This window comes from Pseudoalteromonas sp. US3C1013 (genome assembly GCF_048401115.1).
In the GTDB taxonomy this organism is placed as follows: Bacteria; Pseudomonadota; Gammaproteobacteria; order Enterobacterales; family Alteromonadaceae; genus Pseudoalteromonas; species Pseudoalteromonas undina.
Genome location: NZ_CP183075.1, coordinates 1160284 through 1185020, shown reverse-complemented (window position 1 = coordinate 1185020; position 24737 = coordinate 1160284). Strand labels below are relative to the sequence as shown.

The window sequence follows — 24737 nt, the reverse complement described above, 5'->3', positions numbered from 1 at the left end:
ATCAAAAAAACTTTAATAGCGAATTTGTAATATATAAATCACTTAACCCCAACCTTTTCATCATCAGTCGCTTTAGTGGAATAAACCAAATATAAACAAGAAATAAAAAATAGAAGTACGGGGGTTTTTGTTGCTAGTGCGTTATTGGTAACCGAAGCCCCTAATAAAACAAACAATGCTACTTTTAATTGTGTTGGACCATTGAGAGCCAATTTCCCAGCAGTGCTAAAACAAGCAATTAAAAGTAAAACCGTTGAAATTAATCCAAAACTCACAATCCAGCCAACAATATAATTTTCTATCGTATTGATACCAATATAAAATTCAATATTCTGCATGATCGAGGCTGGTGCGCCAAGAAGCCACTCACTAAAACTCAATTGTTCCAAAATAATAAACACATCAAATCTAGCCTGAGCACTAGAGTCAACATGTAATTTATTTAAGATACGCGCTCCAATTGGAGTCAAAGTTATTATTAATACAGTGAAAATAGATGCAAAAAAAGTGAGCGCTTGTATTACTGCAAAGCGCATTTTAGATACTCTAAAACCGTTAGACACAAATGATGGAATTTTAGGCATTACAAGCAAGAACATACCTAGCAGAAATACCCCAGTAGCTCCCCTTCCACCAAAAGCAAATAGTGCTAACGTAACTACAGTAAAATAGATTAAATAAGGAATTCGCGTATAGCTCATTAGTAAAGGTGCCAATGCAGCAGTAATCAACGCGTTATTGAGTGGATGAGTCAGTAAAGCAACAGATCTGAAATAACTAAAACTAGAGAACTGAACAGATATCAGTGAACTACCAAGCATAAACTCTAAAATAGCTATAACTGAATTTATGAATAATAAGTATGCAAGCAACGTTAATAGTTTATTTTTATGAGTGGTACTCAACTGACTCAATAAATATAGAGCTAAAAGCGGGGCTACCATAGTATCGACCAAGTAAGCCATCCCCGACGTACCAAATCTAATTAAGCCGTAAAATATAACAAGTACAATACACAAAAAACTTATTAGCCAAGATGCTCTAAGCTCTCTTAGGCTGGTTAAAGGCACATTAATACCTCTTCTAAGCGTAAAAATAGCAACGGTCAGCATTAATATATACGTCGAAATATGTATTTTAACTAACGGATTTCCGCCTTCTGATACGTATTTTATACCTACGTTTTCTAGCAAATAGCCGCCAAAAATAAAGGCTGTCAAAAAAGTGAACATCATTACTTTATATATATTTTCACTTTTCATTTATTTATTACCCATGCTTTACATTTTTTATAATTCAGTAAGGCAAGCACACATGAGAAAATGCTCACGCCAATAACTACATCAATAATAATATTGACTATGGGTATGTTAATTACCACAAAGTTATAAACACGTAATTCTGGAAGGAATATAGCCATACACACAGTTGAAAGTAGAATTTTATATACCTGCAACGGTACAGCGTATTTATACCCTTTTTTTAGTGATAACCATAGGCTCATAATCAATGCGATAATATTAGCAATTAAAAAAGCACTCGCTGCACCTATCAAACCAAAAGGAGGAATCAAAGTAACTAATAATGATAGGTTTAATATTAATGAAAAAACACTGATTTTTGGCAGGTATTTAGTGTTTAAAGAGAACTGTAAACCATGGTCTATATAATGTCCCTTCAAATTTAAAACAAACACCCCCGCACATAAAATATAAATAACAGTAGAACCTTGTGATAAATATTCTTCACTAAGTAATAGGTGCGTTATAGGCTCGGCTAAAATACAAAACCCAACTAAAGCAGGAACTGAAATTAAACATAACAAAGTTAAATATTCACCATGGGCTTTGTACAAAGCGGCTTTATCGTTTATTTTTTTTGTTAATTCAGGAAAACCCGGTAATGCAACAACCATAAAAATAAGTGCACCTATTCCTAATAAAATATTTGATATAGCGGCATATATACCTGTTTGTGCTAAATCTAATGAGTCGGCAATAAAGTAACGATCTAAACGACTTGATATTGCTGCAACTAAGCCACTGGCCATAAGAGGTAAGCCATAAGAGAAAATAGCCTGAGCATCTGCAGTTTTAAGTTTATTAATACTAACTTTAAACGGTTTAAAAACAACTAAACCTGCAGCTATGTAGCTTAAAGCAAGAGCTGATAACGCAGAAAGGATATTAGGAGAGTAAGCTAGCAAGCTGCCTGTAATTACTATAGCCATAATAGATTGAGTAAGTACGGCAACTCTATATTGGTTTAAACGCTCCATTATACGGGCTAATTCAAGATAGAACTGATAGAGAGCTTTAGTTAAAAAAACTAAAAAGGTAGCTAAAAACGTAGATAAGGTTAATAAGCCTGTTAAATATAACCCTAAACTAACTAGTGCTAATGCTGGCAATGTGCAGCAAAAAATAATTGAGCAGGCAATCGCTGCAAAATTGTCATGTTCCTCTGTTTTTTTACTAGGAAGTAAACGCAGCATGCTAGAGTTAATCCACTGCGCAGCTACCGCCCTTACAACTTCAACTGTTAATAGCATTAATGCCAACATTCCGTATTCTGTTGTAGTTAATAACTTGGTATGAATACTAATTAATGCAAAAACACTAATTGCAGCAAAAACTTGCACTGGAGCATATTTTAGTAATGCATTAAACATTATTGTTCTCGCTCAGCCTTAAAAACAAGCTCATTATAAACGGCCTTATATTGCTTAATTATCTGTGAAGTATTAAATAACTCTTTTAACTTTTTCACAGATAATTCTCTATCGAAGTTATTTAAGTTTGCTGTAATTTCATCAACTGTTGTTGACTCTGTTATATACAAAGCACCGATTGATTGAAAAAACTCTTTTTGCTCATCGAGTATGCCTACTTCAGTACAAAGTAAAGGAAGCCCCGTAGCTAAAATTTCAAGCGGAACTAAGCCAAATGTTTCTTCTTTCGAAGTAAAAATGCCACAATTAGCATTGTTATAAAGCTCAATTAATTCGTATTTGTTTTTTCTGCCTAAAAAGGCAACTGAATTTTCTAGTTGTAACGCTTCAATTTTACGCTCAAGTTGTTGTGCATATTCTTTGTTCGACTTCGACCCCACTATATCTAAACGGCATGCAATACCGTTTTGATTAAGCATATGGATGATGTCTATAGATTGCTCAATATTCTTTTTAGGATTAATTAAGGCACACGTTATAAACTTTATTTCCTGAGGGAGCTCAATTAATTGACTTTGTTTGGAGCTATTAAAAAAGCTGTCATCTATCGGGTTATAAATTATGTTTGCTTCAATATTATTTTTAGCTAGTGCTTGTTTTAAAATGTCACCAACAACAAACTTTTTATCACCTAAATACCGAGTAAACATAGGAATTATTTTTTCATATAAAAAGTTATTAAAAAATCCAAAGTTATGACGCCCAATTTTTTTATAACTATGAACAGTGACAACCGATTTCCCCCTAAAACCACTGCCAATTAATACACTCCAAAAATGGGTATGTACTAAGTCAGGATTCAAAATTTTTAACAACTTGCGAATATGCCAATTTTGCCAAATAATACCAGGAATTTTAAATTTTGATTGCTTACTTGATGCAGGCAGCCAAACAAAATCAACATTATCTGATAGACGAATAACATCACCAGAGAAAGGGGTTTTACTCTGTGGGTCGAGCCCAATAATGGTAAACCTAAAGTTAGCGTCATCATGGTTAACCAAATATTCTGCAAACATTTGGCATACACTATCTACGCCGCCACAATTGTTACTGCCCCAGTCGTAAGTTGAAAGGGGCATAATTAAAGCGATATGTTTTTTAGGCATTATATTTATTCATAATGTATCGGCCAGGATCATTTTGGTTGACTACTCGAGAAGGATTACCAACAGCCGTTGAATTTTCAGGTATATCCTTAATAACCACAGAGCCAGCACCAATAGTGACGTTATTTCCTATGACAACATTTTCGACTATGCAAACCATAGGACCTATATACACGTTATCTGCAATAGAGGCAGCTTTCCCATGGTTACTTCCAATATTTACAAATTGACTAATATTGCAGTTAGCTCCAATTTCAACTGTTGGACTTAAAACTATTCCAGTAGCATGACCTAAATTGAGCCCAGGACCAATTTTTGCTTCTTTAGGTATTTGTATTTGATACCTGATAGATAAGGTTAAATGCATAAGCCTTGCTAATGTCCTAATCAATAGGTTATTCGACTGAGTTAGCCTCCACCAAAAAGTGTACTTAAAAGAACGGTTATTATTGATTAAGTTTTTTATTAATAATTTATGGGAGTACCTTGCGGTACTCCGATACAAATCACATTTTATAAGCTCAAAAGGAGTCATAAATGTTAGCCTTACAAAATACCGCGAGTATCAATAACAACTTTTGATGCAAACTCTGTTTTATCTGCAGCTTTAAATTGTTTATGATCAACTAATACTACAACGACATTTGCTTGCTCTAGTGCGCTTTCTAACGACACTAAGCTAACATTTTTATCTGCTAGGTTAGCTGGTAGCTCTGAAATGTTTGGCTCTACCGCAAGTATTTCACCAATATTTTTTGCTGCTAATTCTTCAACAATATTTAATGCCGGGCTCTCACGAAGATCGTCAATATCGGCTTTAAATGAAAGGCCTAAACACGCAATAACTGGACGTTTAAATTCATCAGCAGCTTTTGCTACTTTTTCAATTACGTAAAATGGTTTTGCGTCGTTAGTTAAGCGTGCTTGTTTAATTATTTTTGCTTCGTCTGGGCAGCTTGCAACAATAAACCAAGGATCAACCGCAATACAGTGGCCGCCAACACCTGGGCCTGGGTTTAAAATATTTACACGCGGGTGACGATTAGCAAGCTTAATAAGCTCCCACACATTAATTTTTAATTTGTCACAAATGACAGACAATTCATTGGCAAATGCAATGTTTACATCGCGAAATGAGTTTTCGGTTAACTTAGCCATTTCAGCAGTACGAGCATTGGTAATAATACACTCGCCGCGCACGAAAGTTTCGTATAACTTAACGGCTTTTTCACTACATGCTTTACTCATACCGCCTATTACACGGTCGTTTGACACTAGCTCTTGTAATACATAACCAGGTAATACACGCTCAGGGCAATGAGCAACATTGATGTCGGCGGCATCTCCTTTATCTTGTGGGAACGTTAAATCAGGGCGCGCTTCACTTAACCAAGCGGCTAGTTGCTCCGTTGCCCCTACAGGTGAGGTGCTTTCTAAAATAACTAAGTTACCTTTTTCAAGCACTGGGGCAATCATTTTTGCAGCCGATTCAATATAGCTTAAGTCTGCACTGTGGTTACCACTTTCGCTGTGAATAAATGGTGTAGGTACAGCTACCATAAACGCATCGGCTTTTTCTGGCGTTGTAGTCGCTCTTAAGTTACCAGTAGATACTACGCCACGAACTATTATGTCGAGATCAGGCTCTACTATGTGTATTTCACCGGCATTAATGGTATTAACTGCTTTTTCGCTTACGTCTAAACCAATTACTTTCATACCGCGCGATGCAATAACCGCCGCAGTTGGTAAACCTATGTAGCCTAAACCAACAACTGAAACTGTTTTAATTGTCATTACTAAATCCTTGAAAAAGTTTTAAACTTTATTTTAATCTTTAAAGTGTTGCTTAATTTTAGCCACAATGCGTTCACACGCTTTACCATCACCATAAGGGTTATGTGCACGGCTCATTGACTGATATTCTTGAGCGTTAGTGAGTAAGTTATTAACTTCATTCACTATGCGAGCTTTATCTGTACCTACTAGTTTAACTGTACCTGCTTCTACCGCTTCTGGGCGTTCTGTGGTGTCACGCATAACAAGTACAGGTTTACCTAGGCTTGGCGCTTCTTCTTGAACACCACCTGAGTCGGTTACGATTATGTGAGCTTGATTCATTAAGTACACAAATGGTAGGTAGTCTTGCGGCTCGATTAAATGCACATTATCAACATTTTTTAATATGCGATTTACTGGTTCGCGTACATTAGGATTTAAATGCATTGGGTATAAAATTTGTGTATCTGGGTGCGCAGTTGCAATTTCTACCAATGCCTCACAAATTCGCTCAAAACCGCCACCAAAGCTCTCACGGCGGTGCCCTGTAACTAAAATAAGCTTTTTAGTTTCATCGAGTTCTGGAAATTTAGCTTTTAGAGTTGAAATTAAAGCGCTGTCGGTTTTTACTTTATCAACCACTTGTAATAATGCGTCAATAACGGTGTTACCAGTAATTACGATATCGTCAGCACTTACCGCTTCATTGAGTAAGTTTTGCTGCGATGTTTGCGTTGGTGCAAAATGCAGCTTTGTAATAGCACCAGTAAGCTTGCGGTTACCCTCTTCTGGCCATGGTGAACTTAAGTTGCCTGTTCGTAAACCTGCTTCTACGTGCCCCACTGGAATTTGCTGATAAAACGCTGCTAAACTTGCAGATAAAGTAGTGCTGGTATCGCCATGAACAAGCACTAAATCTGGTTTAAACTCTTCAAGAATAGGTTTTAGACCTAACAAAATATTTGTTGTTACATCGTATAAGCTTTGACCCGGTTTCATAATGTTCAAATCGTACTCTGGTACAATTTCAAAAAGGTCTAAAACTTGGTCAAGCATTTCACGATGCTGAGCAGTAACACATACTTTTGCATCAATACCGTCTGCTTCATTTAGCGCTTTAACTAGCGGCGCCATTTTTATTGCTTCAGGTCGCGTACCAAAAATACTTAATACTTTAATAGCCATGATTTCCCTTAATTTTTTACTAACCGATTTTGCATAACTTTATGCATTTGCCATTAATTGCTTAACGCGCTTGGTAAATTCTTCACCCATTAGGCTTGATTGCATTGCATACTCTACGTTTGCGAGCATATAGCCTAGTTTTGAGCCGCAGTCATGCGACTTACCTTTTAAATGATACGCTTCAATTGTTTCAAGATGACGTAACTGTAGTAATGCATCTGTTAATTGTATTTCGCCGCCAGCACCGGGAGGAGTATATTCGAGCAAGTCCCAAATAGCAGGCGAAACAACATAACGCCCTGTTATTGCTAAATTGCTTGGCGCTTCGTCATTATTTGGTTTTTCAACCATGTTGGTAATGGCTGCATTTTCACCAGGCTGGATTTTTTTACCTGCTAAATCAACCACACCATAGTTGTGCACTTCGTCCTGTGGAACAGGCTCAACCATAATTTGATTATGTTGAGTTCGTTCAAATTGGGCGATCATTTGCGCAAGATTATCAACCTTTAGGTTTGACTTATATTGATCGATAATTACATCGGGCAATAAAATAGCAAAAGGGTTATTGCCAATGATTGGACGAGTTTCAAGTATTGCGTGGCCTAAGCCTAATGGCGCCGATTGACGAACCGATATAATGCTTACATCTCTTGGGATTATTGAACGAACTTCTTCTAGCAGACTACGTTTTACACGGGCCTCTAGAGTGGCTTCTAGTTCAAAGCTAGTATCAAAATGATTTTCTATCGCGTTTTTAGAGGCATGGGTAACCAATACAATTTCTTTAATACCAGCTTTTACAGCTTCGTTTACAACATATTGAATGAGAGGTTTGTCGACTAGTGGAAGCATTTCCTTTGGTGTTGCTTTGGTAGCTGGTAACATACGGGTACCCAAGCCTGCAACAGGCAAGACTGCTTTTAATACTTTCACTTCAATTCCTTTTATAGTTACTTTTGGTTATAACGTAGCTGTTTATAAATGTCGCTGCGAATAGCGAGTTTTAAGCACTACTAACCATATGGGCGGCTATTATACACAACACATATAATCGCTCAATATAAAAAGCAGCCTTTTTGATTGTTTTAGGTTAATTTTTTGTTAACTAGTTATTTTTGCCTTTTTTGTAATCTATCAATTTACTTTCAATGGGAATATAATAGTGCTGATAACTTTTAAGGGATGGGATTTGTGCGCGTAGGAATTTGCATAATTATATTAGTGTCTTTTTTTGCTTGTGCACAAGACATGCTTTTACATTTGCGTAATAGCGATATAATTACCCGTGCCAAACAGTTTTACGGCGATGCAGGCCACCAACGAATAAAAACGTGGCTGAGTTTTATAGATGACTCTGCCGACAAAAGCGAATGGCAAAAAATTCATTTAGTTAATGACTTTTTTAATAAGCATATAAAGTACAAAACCGATGACGATCTTTGGCAAAAAAAAGACTACTGGGCCACCCCACTAGAAAGCTTAGGTGTAGGCATGGGTGACTGCGAAGATTATGTTATTGCTAAATACTTTACTTTAATCGCTTTGGGTATCCCAGAAGAAAAAATACGCTTTATGTATGTACGCCAACGTACCGTTAATCAACCGCACATGGTATTAATATACTTTGAACAACCTGACCAAATACCGTTGGTGCTCGACAACTTTAATACTAAACTAGTGCCTGCTAGTAATCGTGGCGATTTAAAGCCTATATATAGTTTTAACGGCCAAGGCTTGTGGTTAGCCAAATCGAAAGGGTTAGGTAATAAGGTTAAGAATAGCCGTGGAGTTTCTGCTTGGAACACTATGCTAGAACGAATTGAACAAGGTGAGCTTGCGCCCGCTAATGGTAACAACAAAGGAACTAGTAGTTATGTCTCGAATCTTTAAATATGGATTGAGTTTGAAGACCCAAGTTTATGGCTTGATCATTTTAATTTCGATTATTTCATTTTGTGTACGCGTTATTACCGACGTGGATACCACTCGTAATTACTTACAAACGCAAATGGCCAGTCATGCGCAAGACACCGCTACTAGTTTAGGGCTTTCTATCTCTCCTTATTTAGAAGACGACAGCCTAATGATTGCCGAGACGATGGCAACCGCTATTTTTGACTCTGGTTACTACAGTGAAATTAAGTTTACTGATGTACAAAATAATACTGTATTTGAGTTACAAAACCCTAAACGCGTTGAATCAGTTCCTAGTTGGTTTATTAGTGCTGTTGAACTAAGTGCGCCAACTATGCATTCTGAAATAAATAATGGCTGGATGATGGCAGGTACACTCGATGTAACTAGCCATACTGGGCAATCGTATTTAACCTTGTGGCAACACACACTACGCAGTTTATATAGCTCGTTTTTACTATTGGCTGCATCACTCGCTATTGCGTTTTTAATTTTACGCGCCGTATTTAAGCCATTAAAAGCAGTAGAAGATCAAGCCACTTTAGTAACTCGCAAACGCTTTACCTTAAATAAAGAAATACCGGTTGCACGGGAGCTACGCACCGTTACACAAGCCATTAATAACATGGTTATAAACTTACAAAGTACGTTTGATTCATTAACCAAGCAAACTCAAGCACTGACCGAAGAAGTATATATAGATTCGTTAACGGGATTGGGTAACCGGAAGTCGTTTGAAAACCACTTTAATTCTGTTGTAAATAATATTTCAGACGATGCGCCAATTACTGCGTTGATGCTTACCCTGCCCTCATTAAATAATATAAACCAAATAGTAAGTTACCAAGATGGTGACCATCATGTATTAGATGCAGCCAAAATACTGAAACATGTCACAGAAGAGTTACCAAATTCAACGGTATTTAGATTGAATGGCGGCACGTTTGTGTTACTTGCCCCGTATGACGTTTTATTTTTAAACAAAGCTCGTTTGGAGCTAAGCGATACATTAAGTAAAAAAGAAAATAGTCTACACATAAATGGCTATGCAAATTTAGCTATAGTTGCAGTTGAACAAGGTGTAAGTGTTGGTGAAGTTCTGTCGTTGCTTGACACCGGGTGTACTATAGGCGAAGACACTACAATTGATAATAACGATAAAGAGTCACTATTTAGCGTTAACCAATGGCGTAAGCTGATTAAGTCGATTATCAATGCGGGTGAAGTGAGCTTTTCGGTACAGCCCGTAAAACAAGCTAATAAAGTTAATTCTCAATGTTACTTTGAAGTGTTTTCTCACTTTATCCATGATGGCGAAAAAGTAAATAACGGCCACTTATTTGCCATGGCCGAAAAGTTAAATTTAACCGAAGAACTCGATAAAAAAATTATACGCAATTTTGTTGATATTAAAGAGCAATACCCAAATGAAGTATTTGCACTAAATCTTAGCAAGGCATCTTTATATTCAACTGACTTTATAGAATGGCTTACTCTTTACTCGCATACTAAGCCGGTTATAAAAACTAACTTACTCTTTGAACTGCATGAAATAAGCTTATTGTATAATGTGCATGTTGCATCGTTACATATAGATGCAATTAAAGAGTTGGGTATTAATGTATGTATTGAGCACTTTGGTACCAGCTTAACATCGTTTAGATATTTACAAGGTCTTGATATTGAATATGTAAAAATTGATGGTAGCTACATTCAAGACTTAGTAACTAATCCGCAAAGCCAATTTTATATTCAAACAGTTAACAATATTTGTCATGGTTTTGGGATTAAAGTTTTAGCCTGTTTAATTGAAAAAAACGAGACTTTAGAAATACTTGAAGACCTAGGATGTGATGGTGTACAAGGTAATTTAATACTGCCACCATCAAAAATTATCAAATCTAATGAAAATGGCGTAAATAAAGAGTTTACTTTTTGCACCGATGCGCTAAAATTTTGCAATTAGTACTCAACCAAGGGACGAGAAATGAAAAAATTACTTTTAGCTGGCTTAGTCGCTAGCGCAACAGCACTTACTGCTCTTCCAACCTATGCACAAACGGATAATGCTGCGGTGGTTCAAGAAGTGGGCATAAATAGCATAATTGATATTCTGAATAATGTAACAGCAGATACTTCACCTGAGCAATTACGCGAAGATTTAGTAGAAGCTATTAAACGCATTTGTAAAAACAAAGAAGAAGTTAAGTTAGACGAAAAGCTGCTTAATGGCGCATGTGGCGCTGCAGATATTGATGCAATGGTTGCCGCTGTTGTAGCTAACTTTGGTGCAGATAACCCTTTAATTTCTGACTTTTTAGCTGCACTTACAGCTGCAGGCTTAGACTCTGATGCAATTACACTGGCAGCAATTACTGCGGGTGTTGATGCTACGACCGCTTCTGAAGCAACTGCTGCAGGTCCGGGTACTGGCCAGCCAGCTCCACCAGTAATAAGCTTACCAACATTACCTACACCTCCAGGTTCTGGTGGTACAGGCGGTGATAACGGTATATCTGAAGTCGGTAACTAGTTTTTACTTTTAGTATATTTAAACGCAGCCTATTGGCTGCGTTTTTACTTTGTTTGAGTTTATTTTGAATCGCTTTATATTCTTTCTTATTTGTTTGACCCTATTTTTACTCCCTCTTCCTTTAGGTAGTTACCGACCTTGGGCAATTTTAGCTATTGGCATTTTAACTAGCTTTACCTTTATTACTCACCTTACCCACAGTGTGTTAAATAACAACCAATCGCTGTTTCCACCCCGCTATTCTTGGCCACTATTTTTTACTCTAAGTGCAGTTGTTTTAGTTTGTGGTATACAACTATTTAGCGTAAGCGTTGATGCATTTCAAACCAAACAAATGTTATTAAAAACCAGCTTTTTACTCATGTTGAGCTGGCTCGTATTTAACTACTGCAATAGTGCCGAGCGAATTAAAAAATTAATTTATGCTGTTATTTGTGCCGGTGTATTTCAAGCTTTGTATGCTAGTTATTTAAACTTATCACCCGATATAGTAAGCCCTTTGTTTGGTTACAAGCACACAGACCGCGCTATTGGCACCTTTACCTACTCTAACTTTTTAGCTAACTATTTAGCGCTGTGCTTATGCTTAGGTATTGGTGTTTTAATCAGTGAACTAAAACGCTCTAACAGCGGTTATCAGCCCACTGTAAAACAAACATTACGCGCTTGGGCCGAAATATTATTGAGTTCTAAAATAATTTTACGAATTTCGTTAATTATTATTATTGTGGCGCTTATTTTAACTCGCAGCCGTATGGGTAACTCGGCCTTTTTTATCGCTTTAATTATAGTGAGCTTACTGGCGCTGTTTGTTTATAAGCAAAAGCCTAAGGCCTTTAAATTGCTGATTGTGAGCTTTTTCATTATCGATTTAATCATTATTGGTGCCATTTTCGATGTAGAAAAAGTAAAACAACGTATTAGCGAGACTAGTTTGCAATCGGAAACACGTGATGAAGTTGTCCGCGACTCAATTCCACTTATTTTAGATAACCCGTTATTAGGCTCTGGTGGCGGTACTTTTTATACTGCGTTTCCTGCGTATCAATCTGAGCCCTACTCTGGCTACTACGACAATGCGCATAACGATTATGTACAATTTGCAGTTGAACTGGGTATTCCTGCCACAGCGTTGCTAGGGCTGCTAGTGCTTTATTGTTTGTGGTTATGTATTAATACTATGAGAACACGTAAAACAGCGCTTTACCAAGGTGTTGCGTTCGGTTGTGCAACGGCCATTGTAGCCATGATGCTGCATTCCTCGGTTGATTACTCCTTGCAAGCCGGCGCAAACTCAATGCTGTTTATAGTAGTACTTTGTTTAGCTATATTAACCAATAAGTTACCGGCACCAAAACGGATTAAAAAACGACGAAGTTAACGGGCTGCGGGGGTCGGGTTACGGGCCTAATCTCGAAACCCGTCGCCCGTCGCCCGTCGCTCGCGACATTAAAAAAATGACGCGACATGAAATCACTGCTACAAGCTGGCAATAATAGCGACCTAATTCTTGTATTAAATCACTGCTCTTCTAAATCAAATTCGGTGGTATGGCCGTCGCCGTGGATTAACTGGTACCTTGCTAAATTACCCGCTTCAAGCGTGACTAAACTAATCGCTGAATCGCTTACTAGATACTTTTGCCCTTTGCCTTTAGTTTGGTGTTTGTCTACTTCCATATGCCAGCGTTTGGTAAAAAAGTTTAGTGGGCTTTTGGGGCCGTATAAAATAGAGTCGAGCTTGTCGAGTACATTTATTAGCTTTCGCGGAAACTCATTTTTAATGCCACTTGCAGTCAGTTGCCAAATTCTGTTGGGGTGATCACCAAAACGTTTTTGCACCGAAAAACAAAATGAATAATGTACATCGCCGGATAAAATCAGCGTTTCGTTTGGGGTGTCGGTACGCCTAAAGGTGTTAAGTAACTTTTTGGCTGAGCCTTCGTGCGCCATCCAGTTTTCTACATCAACCATAAGTGGTTGCCCACACATATTAAACACCGCTTGAATTGCCTCTATCGATTTAACCCCAAACACGGGAGCAGGCGATACAATAATTACTTGGTCATGGCTTAATAGGCTTTCTTCAAGCTCTGTGAGGCGTTCCCAATCAAGTAAACCTGAAGGTTCGTTAAAGTTTTGCTCGTTACGCCAACGATGCGTACGGGTATCGAGCACCACCACTTTAGGAATGGTCATTAACTCATAATGCCAATGGCTAAAGTCGTTAAGGTGTTTATCAAACGCTTTAAATTGCCATTGCTTGTCGCCAGCTAAGCAGTCGTTAAAAGGGCTCAGTAACGATCCGGTTTTTTGTAGTGCGTCGTTGCCCATACCCTGAAACAACCAATAGCTCGCTAAGCCATTATTTACAATACGCTTGCTGCTAGGGTTTTGATTAATGGCTTGCTCCCACCCTGCGGTGAGGTTCCAATCGTCGGTTACATCATGGTCATCAAACATCATTAAGGTAGATACATTGGCAAACAATCGCTCTACCTCTGCTAAACCTTGTGCATAGTCAATTAATGCGGCTTTTTCTGCATTAAATAGCGTTTGATTTTTTTCGTTACTCCCCGAGTAACTTAAGTCATTTAAGTCATTTAAGTCATTTAAGTCATTTAAGTCAATGTATTGCCATGCTTGGCTACTAAAATTAAGCAAATATAGCGCTACAAACTCTTCAAAATGAATTAGGTGGTTATACGCTTTTACACTAGAAAAATGCGGTTCGTCCTTTTTTAACCAATAGCCAATACCTAGTTTTGAGCGATTTTTCCATGAGGTAGTTGGCAGCAAGTAATGGCGACCATACAGTTGCTCTGCAATGTCAGCGGGTAAATCTAAATCAAGTGGCTGCTCTTTATAAATACCTAAGTGCTTAATTAACTGATGTATCGCTAATAACATGGGGCCAGCTACATCGTCGGCATAAATTTGATCGCCCGAAAGTAATAATAATTGTGCCCCCTGCTGCTCATTACTTCGTTGTACAGCTTGCCAATGGCTTGAACTTACTAGGCTGTCTTTTGCAGGATGATGCGCATTGCGGCACGAACCATGTAATATTTGTGTCAGTTTTTTGGGGATCACAAATTCAGGTAATGGCTTATTGTTAAAGCTAAACGCAGATAAATCAACAGGGCTATCATCAAAAAATAGTTGGTATGATAATAAGGTATCGCGCGGGAATTGGCTGTTTATAGGTTTAATTACCACAAACTGTAAGAATAAATGCTCCCCTAGCCTTATGGTGTCTTGTTCGCTATAACATTCGTGGCTAATTAGCTCTAGACGGCAATTTACTGGCTTTGAAGTAGCAAACTGAATACATACTGCGGTTTTTTCTGCTCGGCGCACCATGGGCCCCATAAATAACAGTGGGTGTTGCACCGAGAGAGTCGTCATGAGGTTAGCCTTTAGCTGCTAATTTAAATAAAGAGTAAAAGTTATCAGTAGTGGCTTTTGCCAACTCGTTAAAGCTAATGCCTTTGAGCTCACTAATGTAATAAGCAACGTCTTCAACATACGCTGGCTGATTAGTTTTACCACGATATGGTACTGGCGCTAAGTAAGGCGAGTCGGTTTCAATAAGCAGTCGATCGAGTGGAATTTGTTTTACTACTTCTTTAAGCTCTACCGCATTTTTAAAAGTCACAATGCCTGAAATAGAAATATAAAAGCCCATATCAATGGCTTTTTTGGCCATATCCCAATCTTCAGTGAAACAGTGCAATACTCCACCGCAATTTTCTGCTTTGTGCTCACGCATTAAATTAATAGTATCGGCACGGGCATCACGGGTATGAATAATAAGTGGCTTTTGTAATTCATTAGCTACCTCAATATGGCCAACAAAACTCGCTTGTTGCACTGCATGAGTGTCTTTTGCATAGTAATAATCAAGCCCAGTTTCGCCAATGGCTACTACTTTGTCGTGTGAGGCTAAATCAATTAATTGCTGTTTATTGAGTGCGTCTTTTTGATCAAGCGGGTGCACACCACATGACGCAGAAACGTCGTTGTAATGTTTTATTTGCTCTAGCATATTGGGGAACTGATCAAGTGTGACGCTTACACATAAAAAATGTTCTACTTTTTTAGCGCGAGCGTTATCAAGTACTTGGTCTAGGTTTAAATCGAGTTTATCAAAATCAAGACGGTCTAAATGGCAATGAGAATCTACAATCAAAATAAGGCCTGTTTTTACTACATGGTATAAGTTGGATTGCCGGAGTTTAACATAGTCCCCAGCAGTTTTTCGATCTTCGCGTTTAGATTGGTTTTGTCATCTAAAAAGCTAATGCCGATCCCCGGTGGATTTGAGCTCTGAGCGCCTTGTGGAGTGACCCACGTAACCTTTCCGGTTACCACGTCATCTTCTAGCGCATCTGGCAAGGTAACGCGTAAGGCAAGTGAATATCCTGGTTCATAACGCATATTGGTGCGTACAAATAAGCCACCTTTTTTTAAAAAAGGCATGTAACAGCGATATAGTTCGTCAAGGTCGTCTATATCTACTAATAGCTCTTGCATATTTAGTCCTTTTTATTGGTTACGTAATATGTACGCTAGTCGTGATACCGCAAGCGGTAAATTTAGCCCAAGTATTTGTATATTATTCTGTAAAAAATCATTCAGCGCTTGCTGAGCTACTTGGTAAGAGTCAAAACTCATACCATTTAAAAGCTGTTGTTTAAGCTGCTCACTCAAAAATAAAGTGAAAATACGAACAAGCTCAGGCTGTTTATTTATTATATCGACTAACGCATTGAAATTATGGCTTTGTTTAAACTCAGTTGCAAATTTATAAAGCGTATCAATATTTTCTAGCTGATTTTGCTGTTGCCACTGCTTTACTTGTAGTGGTTGGCTAAAAAATAACGACAACCACGGATAATTAGGCACATCTAGAGAGCTAAGCCATTGTTGAGCTAATTGATTATTAGTTACTTTAACCTCGGTTTTAGCACAACGGCTTAAAATAGTCGCTGGTAACTGCGCCACTTGGCTGGTAGTCAAAATTAAAAACCGGCTATTACTTGGCTCTTCAAGGGTTTTTAATAACGCATTAGCGGCTGCGGTGGTCATTTTTTCGCAGTTTTGAATAATCGCTACTTTATTGCCATTTTGAGCCGCGGACTGGTGCATAAAATTGCTTATGCCGCGAATATCATCAACACCTATGCTTTGCCCTTCTACTTGGGTAATGCGTTTGTCTGGGTGTGTACCCGCTAAGTTTAATGAGCAACTTTTGCATTGCCCACAAGGTCTTAGTACGCTAGTGGGGCTACTTAACTGTGCTTGCGTATTTTGGCATAACAAACTGTTTGCGAGTTGCTCACTTAGTTCAAATTTGCCAACCCCAATGGGCCCACAAAACAGTTGCGCATGATGAAAACGTTGCGCTTTATAGCTTTGAGTTAAGCGTTGCTCTACCTCATTAAGCCACGGCAATGCCATATTATTTTAACCCTGAAAAAAACGTGCGTAGTACATTGGTAATATCACGGTGCACTTTATCGATGCTTTGGTTGGCATCAACTGTTTTTATGCTGTCGTCATCATTTGCAAGCTCAATGTAACGCATACGGGTGCGCTGAAAAAACTCAATGGCTTCTTGCTCAATTCTATCTAGCTCACCACGGCCTTTTGCACGTTCAAGGCCAATAACAGGGTCTATATCTAAGTAAATAGTTAAATCGGGTTTTAAACCTTTTAACACCATAGACGATAGCGACGCTAACGTGTTTGCACTAATTCCTCGCCCACCGCCTTGATACGCCTGTGACGATAAATCGTGACGATCAGCCAATACCCATTGGCCTTGTTCAAGCGCTGGGTTGATCACATTATGCATTAGTTGTGAACGCGCGGCATACATAATTAGCAGCTCAGTTTCAAAAGCTATTTCTTCTTGGTGTTCTGCTTTTACTAAAGTACGTAACGATTCAGCCAGTGGTGTTCCACCGGGTTCGCGCACATTGATAAAATCAACATGGTGATGATTTAAAAAATCTTGGCACAGGGCAATGGCGGTAGATTTACCCGCGCCCTCTAGGCCTTCTATAACTATAAATTTTGGTTTCATAAACACTAATTCTTTTTATTTAAAATATACTGGTTAACCGCCGCATTATGTTGTTTTAATGTGGTTGAAAACTGATGGCTACCATCGCCTTTGGCTACAAAGTAAACATACTCGCTTTTGGGCGGGTTTACCGCCGCTAAAATGGCTTCTTTGGAGGGCATGGCAATCGGTGTGGGCGGTAATCCGTTAATACGATAAGTATTATACGGCGTGTAATTTCTTAAGTCTTTACGTTTGATATCGCCGTCAAAATCTTCGCCTAGTCCATATATTACGGTTGGATCGGTTTGTAAGCGCATATTGGTATTTAAGCGATTAATAAACGCCGAAGCAATTAACGGGCGCTCACTGGCAAGCGCGGTTTCTTTTTCGATAATAGAAGCCATTATCAGGGCTTCATAGGCGGTATTGTAAGGTAAATCACTTGCCCGTTGCTGCCATGCATCTGCCAATGTTTGCTGCATTTTTTGCGCAGCGCGTTTTAATAAACTACTCGCGCTGTCGTTACTATGATAATGATAAGTATCGGGAAATAGCCACCCTTCAAGGTGAGTTTGCTTGCCGATTATTTGCTCGCCAAGCTGTTCGAGCTTTAAATCGTTTTGTAAATGTGGAGCAATTTTTACCGTATTTAATACATCTCTAAGTGCTTGACCTTCAATAATGGTAAAACTAAAACTAATTTGCTCACCCTGGTTTATTTTTTTTATGTTGTTTATTACGCTATCTGCGCTTAGCTCGTACAAACCTGCTTTTAGGTCAGTCAAGGTTGGATCGAGTTTAGCTAATATTTGAAACCGCCAGCAATCCTCTAGCCACTGCTGCTGTTGCCATTGGCGACATAACTTATTAAAACCGGTGCCTTTTTCAACTTTAAATTGGGTATTAGTAGCTACCTTTAGTGGCGTTTGAATGGTTGCTTGTAATTGCTGGTAGCCAATCACAGAGCTAAAGAAAGCCAGTAGTAATACTGATAATATAACTTTTAACACTAAGCCTCCTTGGCTAGTAACTCGTTTAGTAATGATTGGCTGTGCACAATATCAAAATAGTGCTCGTCTAGGCTTTTTACGGGCACAATTTTCATTAAGCTGTTACATAAAAATACGGCGTCTGCTTGGGTAAGGTCATCAACGCTGACAGTTTTAAATTCAACAGCTAATTTATCACATAAAGATTGTAGAAAAACACCTTTAATGCCGCATTCATCTAGCCTTGGGCTAAATACTTTATTATTTTTTATTGCAAAAATATTAGCCGCTGAGGTTTCAATTACATTGTTGTTGCAATCAAGGACTAACGCATCATCGCTGTGCTGAGCTTGCAGGGCATTTTTGATCAATACTTGTTCGAGCCTATTTAAAGTTTTAAGCCCAGCTAAATGAGGTTGAACGGCCAGCTTAATCGGGCTAATAGCTAAACTAATGCCCGTATCTGGTAAGCTATTGTAATGTTTTGGATAAGGTAAAACACTCACAATAATATTTAAATTACATTCACTTGGTGGCGCATAGCCTCGCCCGCCCTCGCCGCGTGTTACCACGATTTTAACAACCGCTTGCGCCTGTGATGCTACTTGCTGAGTAATGTGCGACTCAAGAGCTGTAAACTCAAGCGCCGGAAACCCTAAACGCTGCGCGCATTCAATCAAGCGTGCTTTATGATAAGCCCAATGCTCAACCTGTCCATCAGTAATAATTGCGGTGGTAAAAAAGCCATCGCCATAGTTTAAGCCCCTATCACGGGTGCTTATGCTACTGGTTTCGTTTGCTGCTATTATTGTTTGCATATTTTTTTACACATAAAAAAACCCAGTTAAACAACTGGGTTCTTATTGTCGTTCGTTGTTAAAAAAGATTATACCTTTTTAAACAGTAACGAGCCATTAGTACCACCAAACCCAAATGAGTTACACAAAGCGTAATCAAGTTTAGCATCACGTGCTGTATGCGGTACGTAATCTAAATCACAGCCTTCGTCTGGGTTATCTAAGTTAATTGTTGGCGTCACTTTTTGCTCGGTCAACGATAAAATAGACACTATCGACTCAACAGAACCTGCAGCTCCAAGTAAGTGACCCATCATAGATTTTGATGAACTTACCATTACATCTTTAGCTGAATCACCAAAAATGGTTTTAACTGCTGACGTTTCTGCTTTGTCACCCGCATGAGTAGACGTACCGTGTGCGTTAATGTAGCCAACTTGCTCAGCATTTACTTGCGCATCGTTTAATGCGTTTTCCATTGCCAGGGCTGCACCTGCGCCATCTTCTGGTGGTGAGGTCATGTGGTAGGCATCACCACTCATGCCAAAACCAACAAGTTCTGCATAAATTTTAGCGCCACGGGCTTTAGCGTGTTCGTATTCTTCAACAACCACCACACCGGCACCATCGGAAAGTACGAAACCATCACGGTCTTTATCCCACGGGCGAGACGCTGCTTGTGGATCGTCATTACGCGTTGAAAGCGCACGTGCGGCGTTAAAGCCACCCATTCCAATTGGCGTACATGCTTTTTCTGCACCACCGGCAACCATTGCATCGGCATCGCCGTAGGCAATCATACGTGCGGCGTGACCAATGTTGTGCAGGCCTGTAGTACATGCCGTTACAATTGAAATATTAGGACCACGGAGGCCATGCATTATCGATAAATGACCCGAGATCATATTAATAATGGTAGACGGTACATAAAACGGCGATAACTTACGTGGGCCGCTGTTTAATAATTTTACGTGGTTTTCTTCAATAAGGGTTAAGCCACCAATGCCTGAACCCACCGCTACACCAATGCGTGATGCGTTTTGTTCAGTAACTTCGAGGCCAGAATCTTGAAAAGCTTGAACACCCGCTGCAATGCCATACTGGATAAATAAATCCATTTTTTTAGCATCTTTTGGTGACATGTAAGCCGATGCATCAAAATCATTGATTAAACCAGCGAAGTGAGTACCAAATTTTGATGTATCAAAGTGGGTAATATTTTGAATACCACTTTTAGCATCTAATAAGCCTTGCCAGGTTGATTGAACATCATTGCCTAGCGGCGTCAACATTCCTAAGCCAGTTACGACGACACGACGTTTAGCCACGGTTTGCCTCCAATAAGGAATTATTATTATACCAATTAACTTAGCTCAGTTTATTTCAGCGCTAACGCTGTTGCTAGTTATGTTATTAGTATTGGGGATGATCATACCCAAGCTACCTCAAAGTGCGAGTCTCAAACCAATAACCAACGCTGAGCAATAACAATTTAATTGCTGATGATGAGTGAGGGTTTGGAATTGAATCATGGACTTTGAGGTGGTTTGGATATAAAGATTAAAGGCAGCGAATGCTGCCCTTAATTTGCGATTAATTACTCAGCGTGAGCTGTAACGTAATCGATTGCAGATTGTACTGTAGTGATCTTTTCAGCTTCTTCATCTGGGATCTCAGTATCGAACTCTTCTTCAAGAGCCATTACTAATTCAACAGTATCAAGAGAGTCTGCACCTAGGTCATCAACGAATGAAGCTTCGTTTTTAACTTCTTCTTCTTTAACACCTAGCTGTTCGATGATAATTTTCTTTACGCGTTCTTGGATATCGCTCATTCTTCTTTCCTTTATTAAAAACGCCAATGCGTTATTTTCAGATTGCGGCGTAGTTTACGTCCGATAATTCTCTGATTCAATCTTTTGACCATAAATAATTTGCTGGTCAAACCTCTTGAGTGTTTATTTTATCTTTTATCGCTTATTTTCACAGCGATTTCAAGTATGTTTAAAGCAAGTTTGCGAAAAATTCAATATTTTTTAGCAAACCCGCATGCAATTTATAGTTTATTTAATTCGCATTGCGAACTTAAACCATGTACATCGCACCATTTACATGCAAAGTTTCACCTGATACATACGCAGCGGCGTCAGATGCTAAATAACATACTGCAGCTGCAATCTCATCTGGCTGACCTAAACGACCCGCAGGTACGTTTGCAAGCGTTGCTGCTTTTTGCTCATCTGTCAAATCATCGGTCATGTCTGTTTGAATAAAACCAGGTGCTACCACGTTTACAGTAATACCACGAGAAGCTACTTCACGCGCTAGTGACTTAGAAAAGCCGATAACACCCGCTTTAGCTGCTGCATAGTTGGCTTGACCCGCATTACCCATAGTACCCACTACGGAGCCGATATTGATGATACGGCCGTTCTTTTTCTTCATCATTGGGCGAAGTACGGCCTTAGATAAACGGAAGATAGAACTTAAGTTGGTATCGATAATATCATCCCACTCATTTTCTTTCATGCGCATCAATAAATTATCGCGCGTAATACCTGCATTATTTACTAATACATCAATATCACCTAAATCGGCTTTAATTGCCGCTAATGTCGCCTCAATCGATGCAGGATCGGTTACGTTTAACGCATAGCCCTTACCGTTATCACCTAAGTAGTCACTAATTTTAGCCGCACCCGACTCGCTTGTTGCTGTGCCCGCTACTTTTGCACCTTGTGCTACTAATGTGTTTGCAATGGCCTTACCAATACCACGGCTAGCGCCAGTGATCAGGACAACTTTGCCCTCTAAAGAAAATAAATTACTCATTTTATATACTCTTATTTAGCTGAATCGATTGATGCAAGGTCGTTAACTGAACCACACACCATCGCTTTATCAATACGTTTTGCAAGCCCGGTTAGTACTTTACCAGGACCAAATTCATAACTTTGCGTTACACCTTGTGCAACCAGTGCTTGAACCGTTTCGGTCCAGCGTACTGGGCTATACAGCTGGCGCACTAATGCCTCTTTAATTGCATCTGCTGAACCTTCTGCTTTTACATCAACATTATTAATTACATCACACTTAGGTGTATTAAATGTTAAAGCGGCTAAATCGGCGGCTAATTTCTCAGCAGCTGGTTTCATTAGTTCACAATGCGACGGTACGCTTACCGATAATGGCAGTGCACGTTTTGCTCCGGCTTCTTTACAAGCAACAGAGGCTCTATCAACTGCATCTTTATGACCGGCAATAACCACTTGCCCTGGCGAGTTATAGTTTACTGGAGAAACCACTTCACCTTGTGCCGCTGCTGCACAAGCGGCTTTAATTTCATCGTCGCCTAAACCAATGATTGCGGCCATAGAACCTACACCAGCAGGTACGGCTTCTTGCATGTATAAACCGCGATTTTCAACCAGTTTTACGGCTTCGCTTAAACTGATCACATCGCTACATACTAAAGCTGAATACTCACCCAAGCTGTGACCTGCCATAACGACGTCTGCATCTGGGTTTGCAGCTAACCAATGACGATAAATAGCCACGCTTGCGGTTAATAGTGCAGGCTGAGTACGGTGTGTTTGATTTAGTTTTTCTTCTGGACCGTTAAGTACAAGGTCTGCTAGATCGTAACCAAGTGCGGTTGAAGCTTCTGCAAATGTGGCTTTTACTATGTCAGAACTCGCTAGTAGCTCTTGTAACATACCCACAGTTTGCGAGCCTTGACCTGGAAAAAGAAGTGCAATTTTTTGTGCCATAATTTGCTCTTATAATTAAACAAAATAAATAATGTGTAACACGGCACGTTAACTGTTATTCAACCGCCGTGTCTTTAGAATGTGTTTTTTCGAAAATAGCAGCTATTTTATCTGGAAGTTGACGTTCTACTTCTTTCACTGCTTCGTCGATTGCAGCATGAAATGCTTTAGCTGAGGCATTTCCATGACTTTTAACAACAATACCGCGCAATCCTACCAGAGAAGCGCCGTTATACTGGTCGGGGTTCACTCTTTTATAGAGTTTTTTTATGATTGGCGCCAACATAAACGCCATACACTTGTAAACGACGTGCTTTTCAAGGGCACGGGTAAACTTTTTCATGATAAGTTTAGCAATGCCTTCACAGGTTTTAAGTGCAACATTACCAACAAAGCCTTCACAGACAATAACATCGGCCTTGCCAGAAAAAATATCACTGCCTTCACTGTAACCAATATAATTAATCAGCTCGCTTTGTTGCATTAATTGTGCGGCTTGCTTAATTTCTTCGTGGCCTTTTATATCTTCAGCACCAATATTCAATAAACTCACTTTAGGGTTATCGCAGCCAAGTGCTTGACCTGCAACCACTGATCCCATAATGCCAAACTGATACAACATTTGTGCATCACAATGCACGTTGGCGCCTAAATCGAGTAGGTAAACGGGGTTTTTACGTTCAGTAGGTACAGCAGAGATAAGTGCGGGACGTTTAACCCCTGGAAGCATTTTTAATACGTAATGCGCCATAAAAAATAGCGCCCCTGTATTGCCAGAGCTAACACAGGCTTGCGCTTCACCCGATTTAACTAAATCAAGGGCAATTCGCATGGAGGAATCTTTTTTTGAGCGTACAGCAACAGCGGGTTCGCAGGCATTGGTAACAACGTCGTTACAATGGCGAATTATTAATCTGGGATGAGAAAGTGAATCGAGTGATTCTAATTGTTTAGCTATTACTTGCTCGTTGCCACATAAAATGAGTTTTAAGTTGGCATTAGCATTTACCGCACGAACGGCTGCGGGTATAGATGAACGGGGGCCATAATCGCCCCCCATCATATCTAACGCTATGGTTAGATTAGTCAGCATATAAGCAATCTCTTAGTTAGAAATTACTTGAACGCCTTTGTAGTAACCATCTGCAGTCACATGGTGACGACGATGAGTCTCACCAGATGTTTGGTCTACAGTTAAAGTTGGACCACTGATCGCATCGTGTGAACGGCGCATGCCGCGTCTTGCACGAGACTTTTTGCTTTTTTGTACAGCCATAGTCTTCTCCTAAGAATCTTTCTTAAGTTGTTTCAAAATATCAAATGGATTTGGTTTATCATCTTCCGCCTTTAAAACACCAAAGCTGGCAGGCTCTGCTGTATAACTGCATGAAGCTTCGTTGTGGGTAGGCACTAATGGCACTGCTAAAATAAGTTCGTCTTCGATTAGCTCAAATACGTCTATTTCACCATTTTCATCAAGTGCTACTTCGTCGTAGCTTTCTGGAAGATCATCTGACTCTGCATCCAAACCGACTGGCGAATACACAAAGTCTTGATCCAAATCCAACCCTAAATCACCATTACAACGTTGACAAGTTACAGTTACGTGTGTGGACAAATTGCCACTAATCACAACTAAACCTTGCTCATCGTTTTTGCAATGAATTTTTACCGCTATTTCACCTACTTCTTCCTGGATAACCCCTCGTAAACGAGGAAGTTTCTCAAGCGGTACAACGCCGTCATACTTTAAACGATGCTGAGCTGCTTTGCCCGGATGAAGGGTGATGGGAATTTTCACCTTTTGCATAGGGGCTGCATCATATAGATAGTTAGTAAGTTAGTCAAAGTAAAAA

Annotated in this window: 25 protein-coding genes; 4 read left to right on the top strand and 21 right to left on the bottom strand. The window is 39.3% G+C overall.

All coding sequences use genetic code 11. The features are described from left to right. Positions 1-38: 38 nt before the first annotated feature. The 7 genes from ACNSN2_RS05490 to galU form a co-directional block, all read right to left on the bottom strand. The gene (locus tag ACNSN2_RS05490) at positions 39-1262 is read right to left on the bottom strand and encodes a VpsF family polysaccharide biosynthesis protein (RefSeq protein WP_418608722.1); all 1224 of its coding nucleotides are present in this window, start codon (positions 1260-1262) and stop codon (positions 39-41) included. Further along, entirely contained in the window at positions 1259-2671 is a 1413-nt protein-coding gene (locus ACNSN2_RS05485; RefSeq protein ID WP_418608721.1) for a lipopolysaccharide biosynthesis protein, read from the bottom strand. Before ACNSN2_RS05485 ends, ACNSN2_RS05490 begins: the two co-directional genes overlap by 4 nt. Continuing rightward, the gene (locus tag ACNSN2_RS05480) at positions 2671-3840 is read right to left on the bottom strand and encodes a VpsD family glycosyltransferase (RefSeq protein WP_418608720.1); all 1170 of its coding nucleotides are present in this window, start codon (positions 3838-3840) and stop codon (positions 2671-2673) included. Before ACNSN2_RS05480 ends, ACNSN2_RS05485 begins: the two co-directional genes overlap by 1 nt. Continuing rightward, positions 3833-4207, bottom strand: a complete 375-nt coding sequence (locus ACNSN2_RS05475) for a serine acetyltransferase (RefSeq protein ID WP_277813789.1) — start codon at positions 4205-4207, stop codon at positions 3833-3835. The genes ACNSN2_RS05480 and ACNSN2_RS05475 overlap by 8 nt, the downstream gene beginning before the upstream one ends. Before the next feature lie 179 nt (positions 4208-4386). Then, positions 4387-5637: a UDP-N-acetyl-D-mannosamine dehydrogenase gene (gene wecC, locus ACNSN2_RS05470; protein WP_036982954.1), complete on the bottom strand. Its 1251-nt coding sequence runs from the start codon at positions 5635-5637 to the stop codon at positions 4387-4389. Positions 5638-5670: 33 nt separating this feature from the next. Next, positions 5671-6804: a non-hydrolyzing UDP-N-acetylglucosamine 2-epimerase gene (gene wecB, locus ACNSN2_RS05465; RefSeq protein ID WP_138606955.1), complete on the bottom strand. Its 1134-nt coding sequence runs from the start codon at positions 6802-6804 to the stop codon at positions 5671-5673. Between the two features lie 39 nt (positions 6805-6843). Then, positions 6844-7740: a UTP--glucose-1-phosphate uridylyltransferase GalU gene (gene galU / locus ACNSN2_RS05460; RefSeq protein ID WP_054200717.1), complete on the bottom strand. Its 897-nt coding sequence runs from the start codon at positions 7738-7740 to the stop codon at positions 6844-6846. Between the two features lie 258 nt (positions 7741-7998). On the opposite strand from galU, the gene ACNSN2_RS05455 reads away from it, so the two are divergent. From ACNSN2_RS05455 to ACNSN2_RS05440, 4 genes are all read left to right on the top strand, one after another. Then, on the top strand, positions 7999-8697 hold the full coding sequence (locus ACNSN2_RS05455; protein WP_054200716.1) for a transglutaminase-like cysteine peptidase: 699 nt from the start codon (positions 7999-8001) through the stop codon (positions 8695-8697). Next, positions 8681-10687, top strand: a complete 2007-nt coding sequence (locus tag ACNSN2_RS05450) for an EAL domain-containing protein (RefSeq protein WP_418608719.1) — start codon at positions 8681-8683, stop codon at positions 10685-10687. Before ACNSN2_RS05455 ends, ACNSN2_RS05450 begins: the two co-directional genes overlap by 17 nt. Before the next feature lie 21 nt (positions 10688-10708). After that, complete coding sequence (locus ACNSN2_RS05445; protein WP_418608718.1) at positions 10709-11254, top strand: hypothetical protein; 546 nt, start codon at positions 10709-10711, stop codon at positions 11252-11254. 64 nt (positions 11255-11318) lie between these two features. Continuing rightward, a complete protein-coding gene (locus ACNSN2_RS05440) occupies positions 11319-12635 on the top strand; it encodes an O-antigen ligase family protein (protein ID WP_198527812.1) in 1317 nt (438 codons plus the stop codon). A 139-nt stretch (positions 12636-12774) separates the two neighbouring features. Here ACNSN2_RS05440 and ACNSN2_RS05435 read toward each other — a convergent pair whose 3' ends face one another. The 14 genes from ACNSN2_RS05435 to yceD all read right to left on the bottom strand — a co-directional run bounded on the left by ACNSN2_RS05435 (position 12775) and on the right by yceD (position 24691). Then, complete coding sequence (locus ACNSN2_RS05435) at positions 12775-14661, bottom strand: alkaline phosphatase D family protein (RefSeq protein WP_418608717.1); 1887 nt, start codon at positions 14659-14661, stop codon at positions 12775-12777. A gap of 4 nt (positions 14662-14665) precedes the next feature. After that, positions 14666-15445: a TatD family hydrolase gene (locus tag ACNSN2_RS05430; protein WP_024601403.1), complete on the bottom strand. Its 780-nt coding sequence runs from the start codon at positions 15443-15445 to the stop codon at positions 14666-14668. Positions 15446-15462: 17 nt separating this feature from the next. Next, the gene (locus ACNSN2_RS05425; protein WP_010389644.1) at positions 15463-15789 is read right to left on the bottom strand and encodes a PilZ domain-containing protein; all 327 of its coding nucleotides are present in this window, start codon (positions 15787-15789) and stop codon (positions 15463-15465) included. 12 nt (positions 15790-15801) lie between these two features. Continuing rightward, complete coding sequence (locus ACNSN2_RS05420) at positions 15802-16716, bottom strand: DNA polymerase III subunit (protein WP_418608716.1); 915 nt, start codon at positions 16714-16716, stop codon at positions 15802-15804. A 1-nt stretch (position 16717) separates the two neighbouring features. Next, the gene (gene tmk, locus ACNSN2_RS05415; RefSeq protein ID WP_010389641.1) at positions 16718-17344 is read right to left on the bottom strand and encodes a dTMP kinase; all 627 of its coding nucleotides are present in this window, start codon (positions 17342-17344) and stop codon (positions 16718-16720) included. Between the two features lie 5 nt (positions 17345-17349). Next, positions 17350-18336 carry an endolytic transglycosylase MltG gene (mltG, locus tag ACNSN2_RS05410; RefSeq protein WP_138571355.1) on the bottom strand — a complete coding sequence of 329 codons (987 nt, stop codon included), beginning with the start codon at positions 18334-18336 and terminating at the stop codon, positions 17350-17352. Beyond that, positions 18336-19133: an aminodeoxychorismate lyase gene (gene pabC / locus ACNSN2_RS05405; RefSeq protein ID WP_418608715.1), complete on the bottom strand. Its 798-nt coding sequence runs from the start codon at positions 19131-19133 to the stop codon at positions 18336-18338. Before pabC ends, mltG begins: the two co-directional genes overlap by 1 nt. A gap of 68 nt (positions 19134-19201) precedes the next feature. Then, positions 19202-20440: a beta-ketoacyl-ACP synthase II gene (gene fabF / locus ACNSN2_RS05400; RefSeq protein WP_054200708.1), complete on the bottom strand. Its 1239-nt coding sequence runs from the start codon at positions 20438-20440 to the stop codon at positions 19202-19204. A gap of 269 nt (positions 20441-20709) precedes the next feature. Beyond that, on the bottom strand, positions 20710-20946 hold the full coding sequence (acpP, locus tag ACNSN2_RS05395) for an acyl carrier protein (RefSeq protein WP_008109873.1): 237 nt from the start codon (positions 20944-20946) through the stop codon (positions 20710-20712). A 250-nt stretch (positions 20947-21196) separates the two neighbouring features. Beyond that, positions 21197-21943, bottom strand: coding sequence for a 3-oxoacyl-ACP reductase FabG (gene fabG / locus ACNSN2_RS05390; RefSeq protein ID WP_010389634.1), 747 nt, complete (start codon positions 21941-21943; stop codon positions 21197-21199). An 11-nt stretch (positions 21944-21954) separates the two neighbouring features. Then, positions 21955-22881, bottom strand: a complete 927-nt coding sequence (gene fabD, locus ACNSN2_RS05385; RefSeq protein ID WP_054200706.1) for an ACP S-malonyltransferase — start codon at positions 22879-22881, stop codon at positions 21955-21957. A gap of 55 nt (positions 22882-22936) precedes the next feature. Next, positions 22937-23974: a phosphate acyltransferase PlsX gene (plsX, locus tag ACNSN2_RS05380; RefSeq protein WP_418608714.1), complete on the bottom strand. Its 1038-nt coding sequence runs from the start codon at positions 23972-23974 to the stop codon at positions 22937-22939. Between the two features lie 12 nt (positions 23975-23986). After that, positions 23987-24157, bottom strand: coding sequence for a 50S ribosomal protein L32 (gene rpmF / locus ACNSN2_RS05375; RefSeq protein WP_008109865.1), 171 nt, complete (start codon positions 24155-24157; stop codon positions 23987-23989). A 9-nt stretch (positions 24158-24166) separates the two neighbouring features. Further along, positions 24167-24691 (bottom strand): 23S rRNA accumulation protein YceD, encoded by a 525-nt coding sequence (yceD, locus tag ACNSN2_RS05370; RefSeq protein WP_008109862.1) that lies wholly within the window; start codon positions 24689-24691, stop codon positions 24167-24169. Positions 24692-24737: the final 46 nt, after the last annotated feature.

Excerpts from the sequence above, each read along its gene's own strand:
- ACNSN2_RS05490 (WP_418608722.1), bottom strand. The coding sequence starts at position 1,262 with ATGAAAAGTGAAAATATATATAAAGTAATGATGTTCACTTTTTTGACA.
- ACNSN2_RS05485 (WP_418608721.1), bottom strand. The coding sequence starts at position 2,671 with ATGTTTAATGCATTACTAAAATATGCTCCAGTGCAAGTTTTTGCTGCA.
- ACNSN2_RS05480 (WP_418608720.1), bottom strand. The coding sequence starts at position 3,840 with ATGCCTAAAAAACATATCGCTTTAATTATGCCCCTTTCAACTTACGAC.
- ACNSN2_RS05475 (WP_277813789.1), bottom strand. The coding sequence starts at position 4,207 with ATGCATTTAACCTTATCTATCAGGTATCAAATACAAATACCTAAAGAA.
- wecC (WP_036982954.1), bottom strand. The coding sequence starts at position 5,637 with ATGACAATTAAAACAGTTTCAGTTGTTGGTTTAGGCTACATAGGTTTA.
- wecB (WP_138606955.1), bottom strand. The coding sequence starts at position 6,804 with ATGGCTATTAAAGTATTAAGTATTTTTGGTACGCGACCTGAAGCAATA.
- ACNSN2_RS05450 (WP_418608719.1), top strand. The coding sequence starts at position 8,681 with ATGTCTCGAATCTTTAAATATGGATTGAGTTTGAAGACCCAAGTTTAT.
- ACNSN2_RS05445 (WP_418608718.1), top strand. The coding sequence starts at position 10,709 with ATGAAAAAATTACTTTTAGCTGGCTTAGTCGCTAGCGCAACAGCACTT.
- ACNSN2_RS05435 (WP_418608717.1), bottom strand. The coding sequence starts at position 14,661 with ATGACGACTCTCTCGGTGCAACACCCACTGTTATTTATGGGGCCCATG.
- ACNSN2_RS05425 (WP_010389644.1), bottom strand. The coding sequence starts at position 15,789 with ATGCAAGAGCTATTAGTAGATATAGACGACCTTGACGAACTATATCGC.
- ACNSN2_RS05420 (WP_418608716.1), bottom strand. The coding sequence starts at position 16,716 with ATGGCATTGCCGTGGCTTAATGAGGTAGAGCAACGCTTAACTCAAAGC.
- tmk (WP_010389641.1), bottom strand. The coding sequence starts at position 17,344 with ATGAAACCAAAATTTATAGTTATAGAAGGCCTAGAGGGCGCGGGTAAA.
- pabC (WP_418608715.1), bottom strand. The coding sequence starts at position 19,133 with ATGCAAACAATAATAGCAGCAAACGAAACCAGTAGCATAAGCACCCGT.
- acpP (WP_008109873.1), bottom strand. The coding sequence starts at position 20,946 with ATGAGCGATATCCAAGAACGCGTAAAGAAAATTATCATCGAACAGCTA.
- fabG (WP_010389634.1), bottom strand. The coding sequence starts at position 21,943 with ATGAGTAATTTATTTTCTTTAGAGGGCAAAGTTGTCCTGATCACTGGC.
- fabD (WP_054200706.1), bottom strand. The coding sequence starts at position 22,881 with ATGGCACAAAAAATTGCACTTCTTTTTCCAGGTCAAGGCTCGCAAACT.
- plsX (WP_418608714.1), bottom strand. The coding sequence starts at position 23,974 with ATGCTGACTAATCTAACCATAGCGTTAGATATGATGGGGGGCGATTAT.
- rpmF (WP_008109865.1), bottom strand. The coding sequence starts at position 24,157 with ATGGCTGTACAAAAAAGCAAAAAGTCTCGTGCAAGACGCGGCATGCGC.
- yceD (WP_008109862.1), bottom strand. The coding sequence starts at position 24,691 with ATGCAAAAGGTGAAAATTCCCATCACCCTTCATCCGGGCAAAGCAGCT.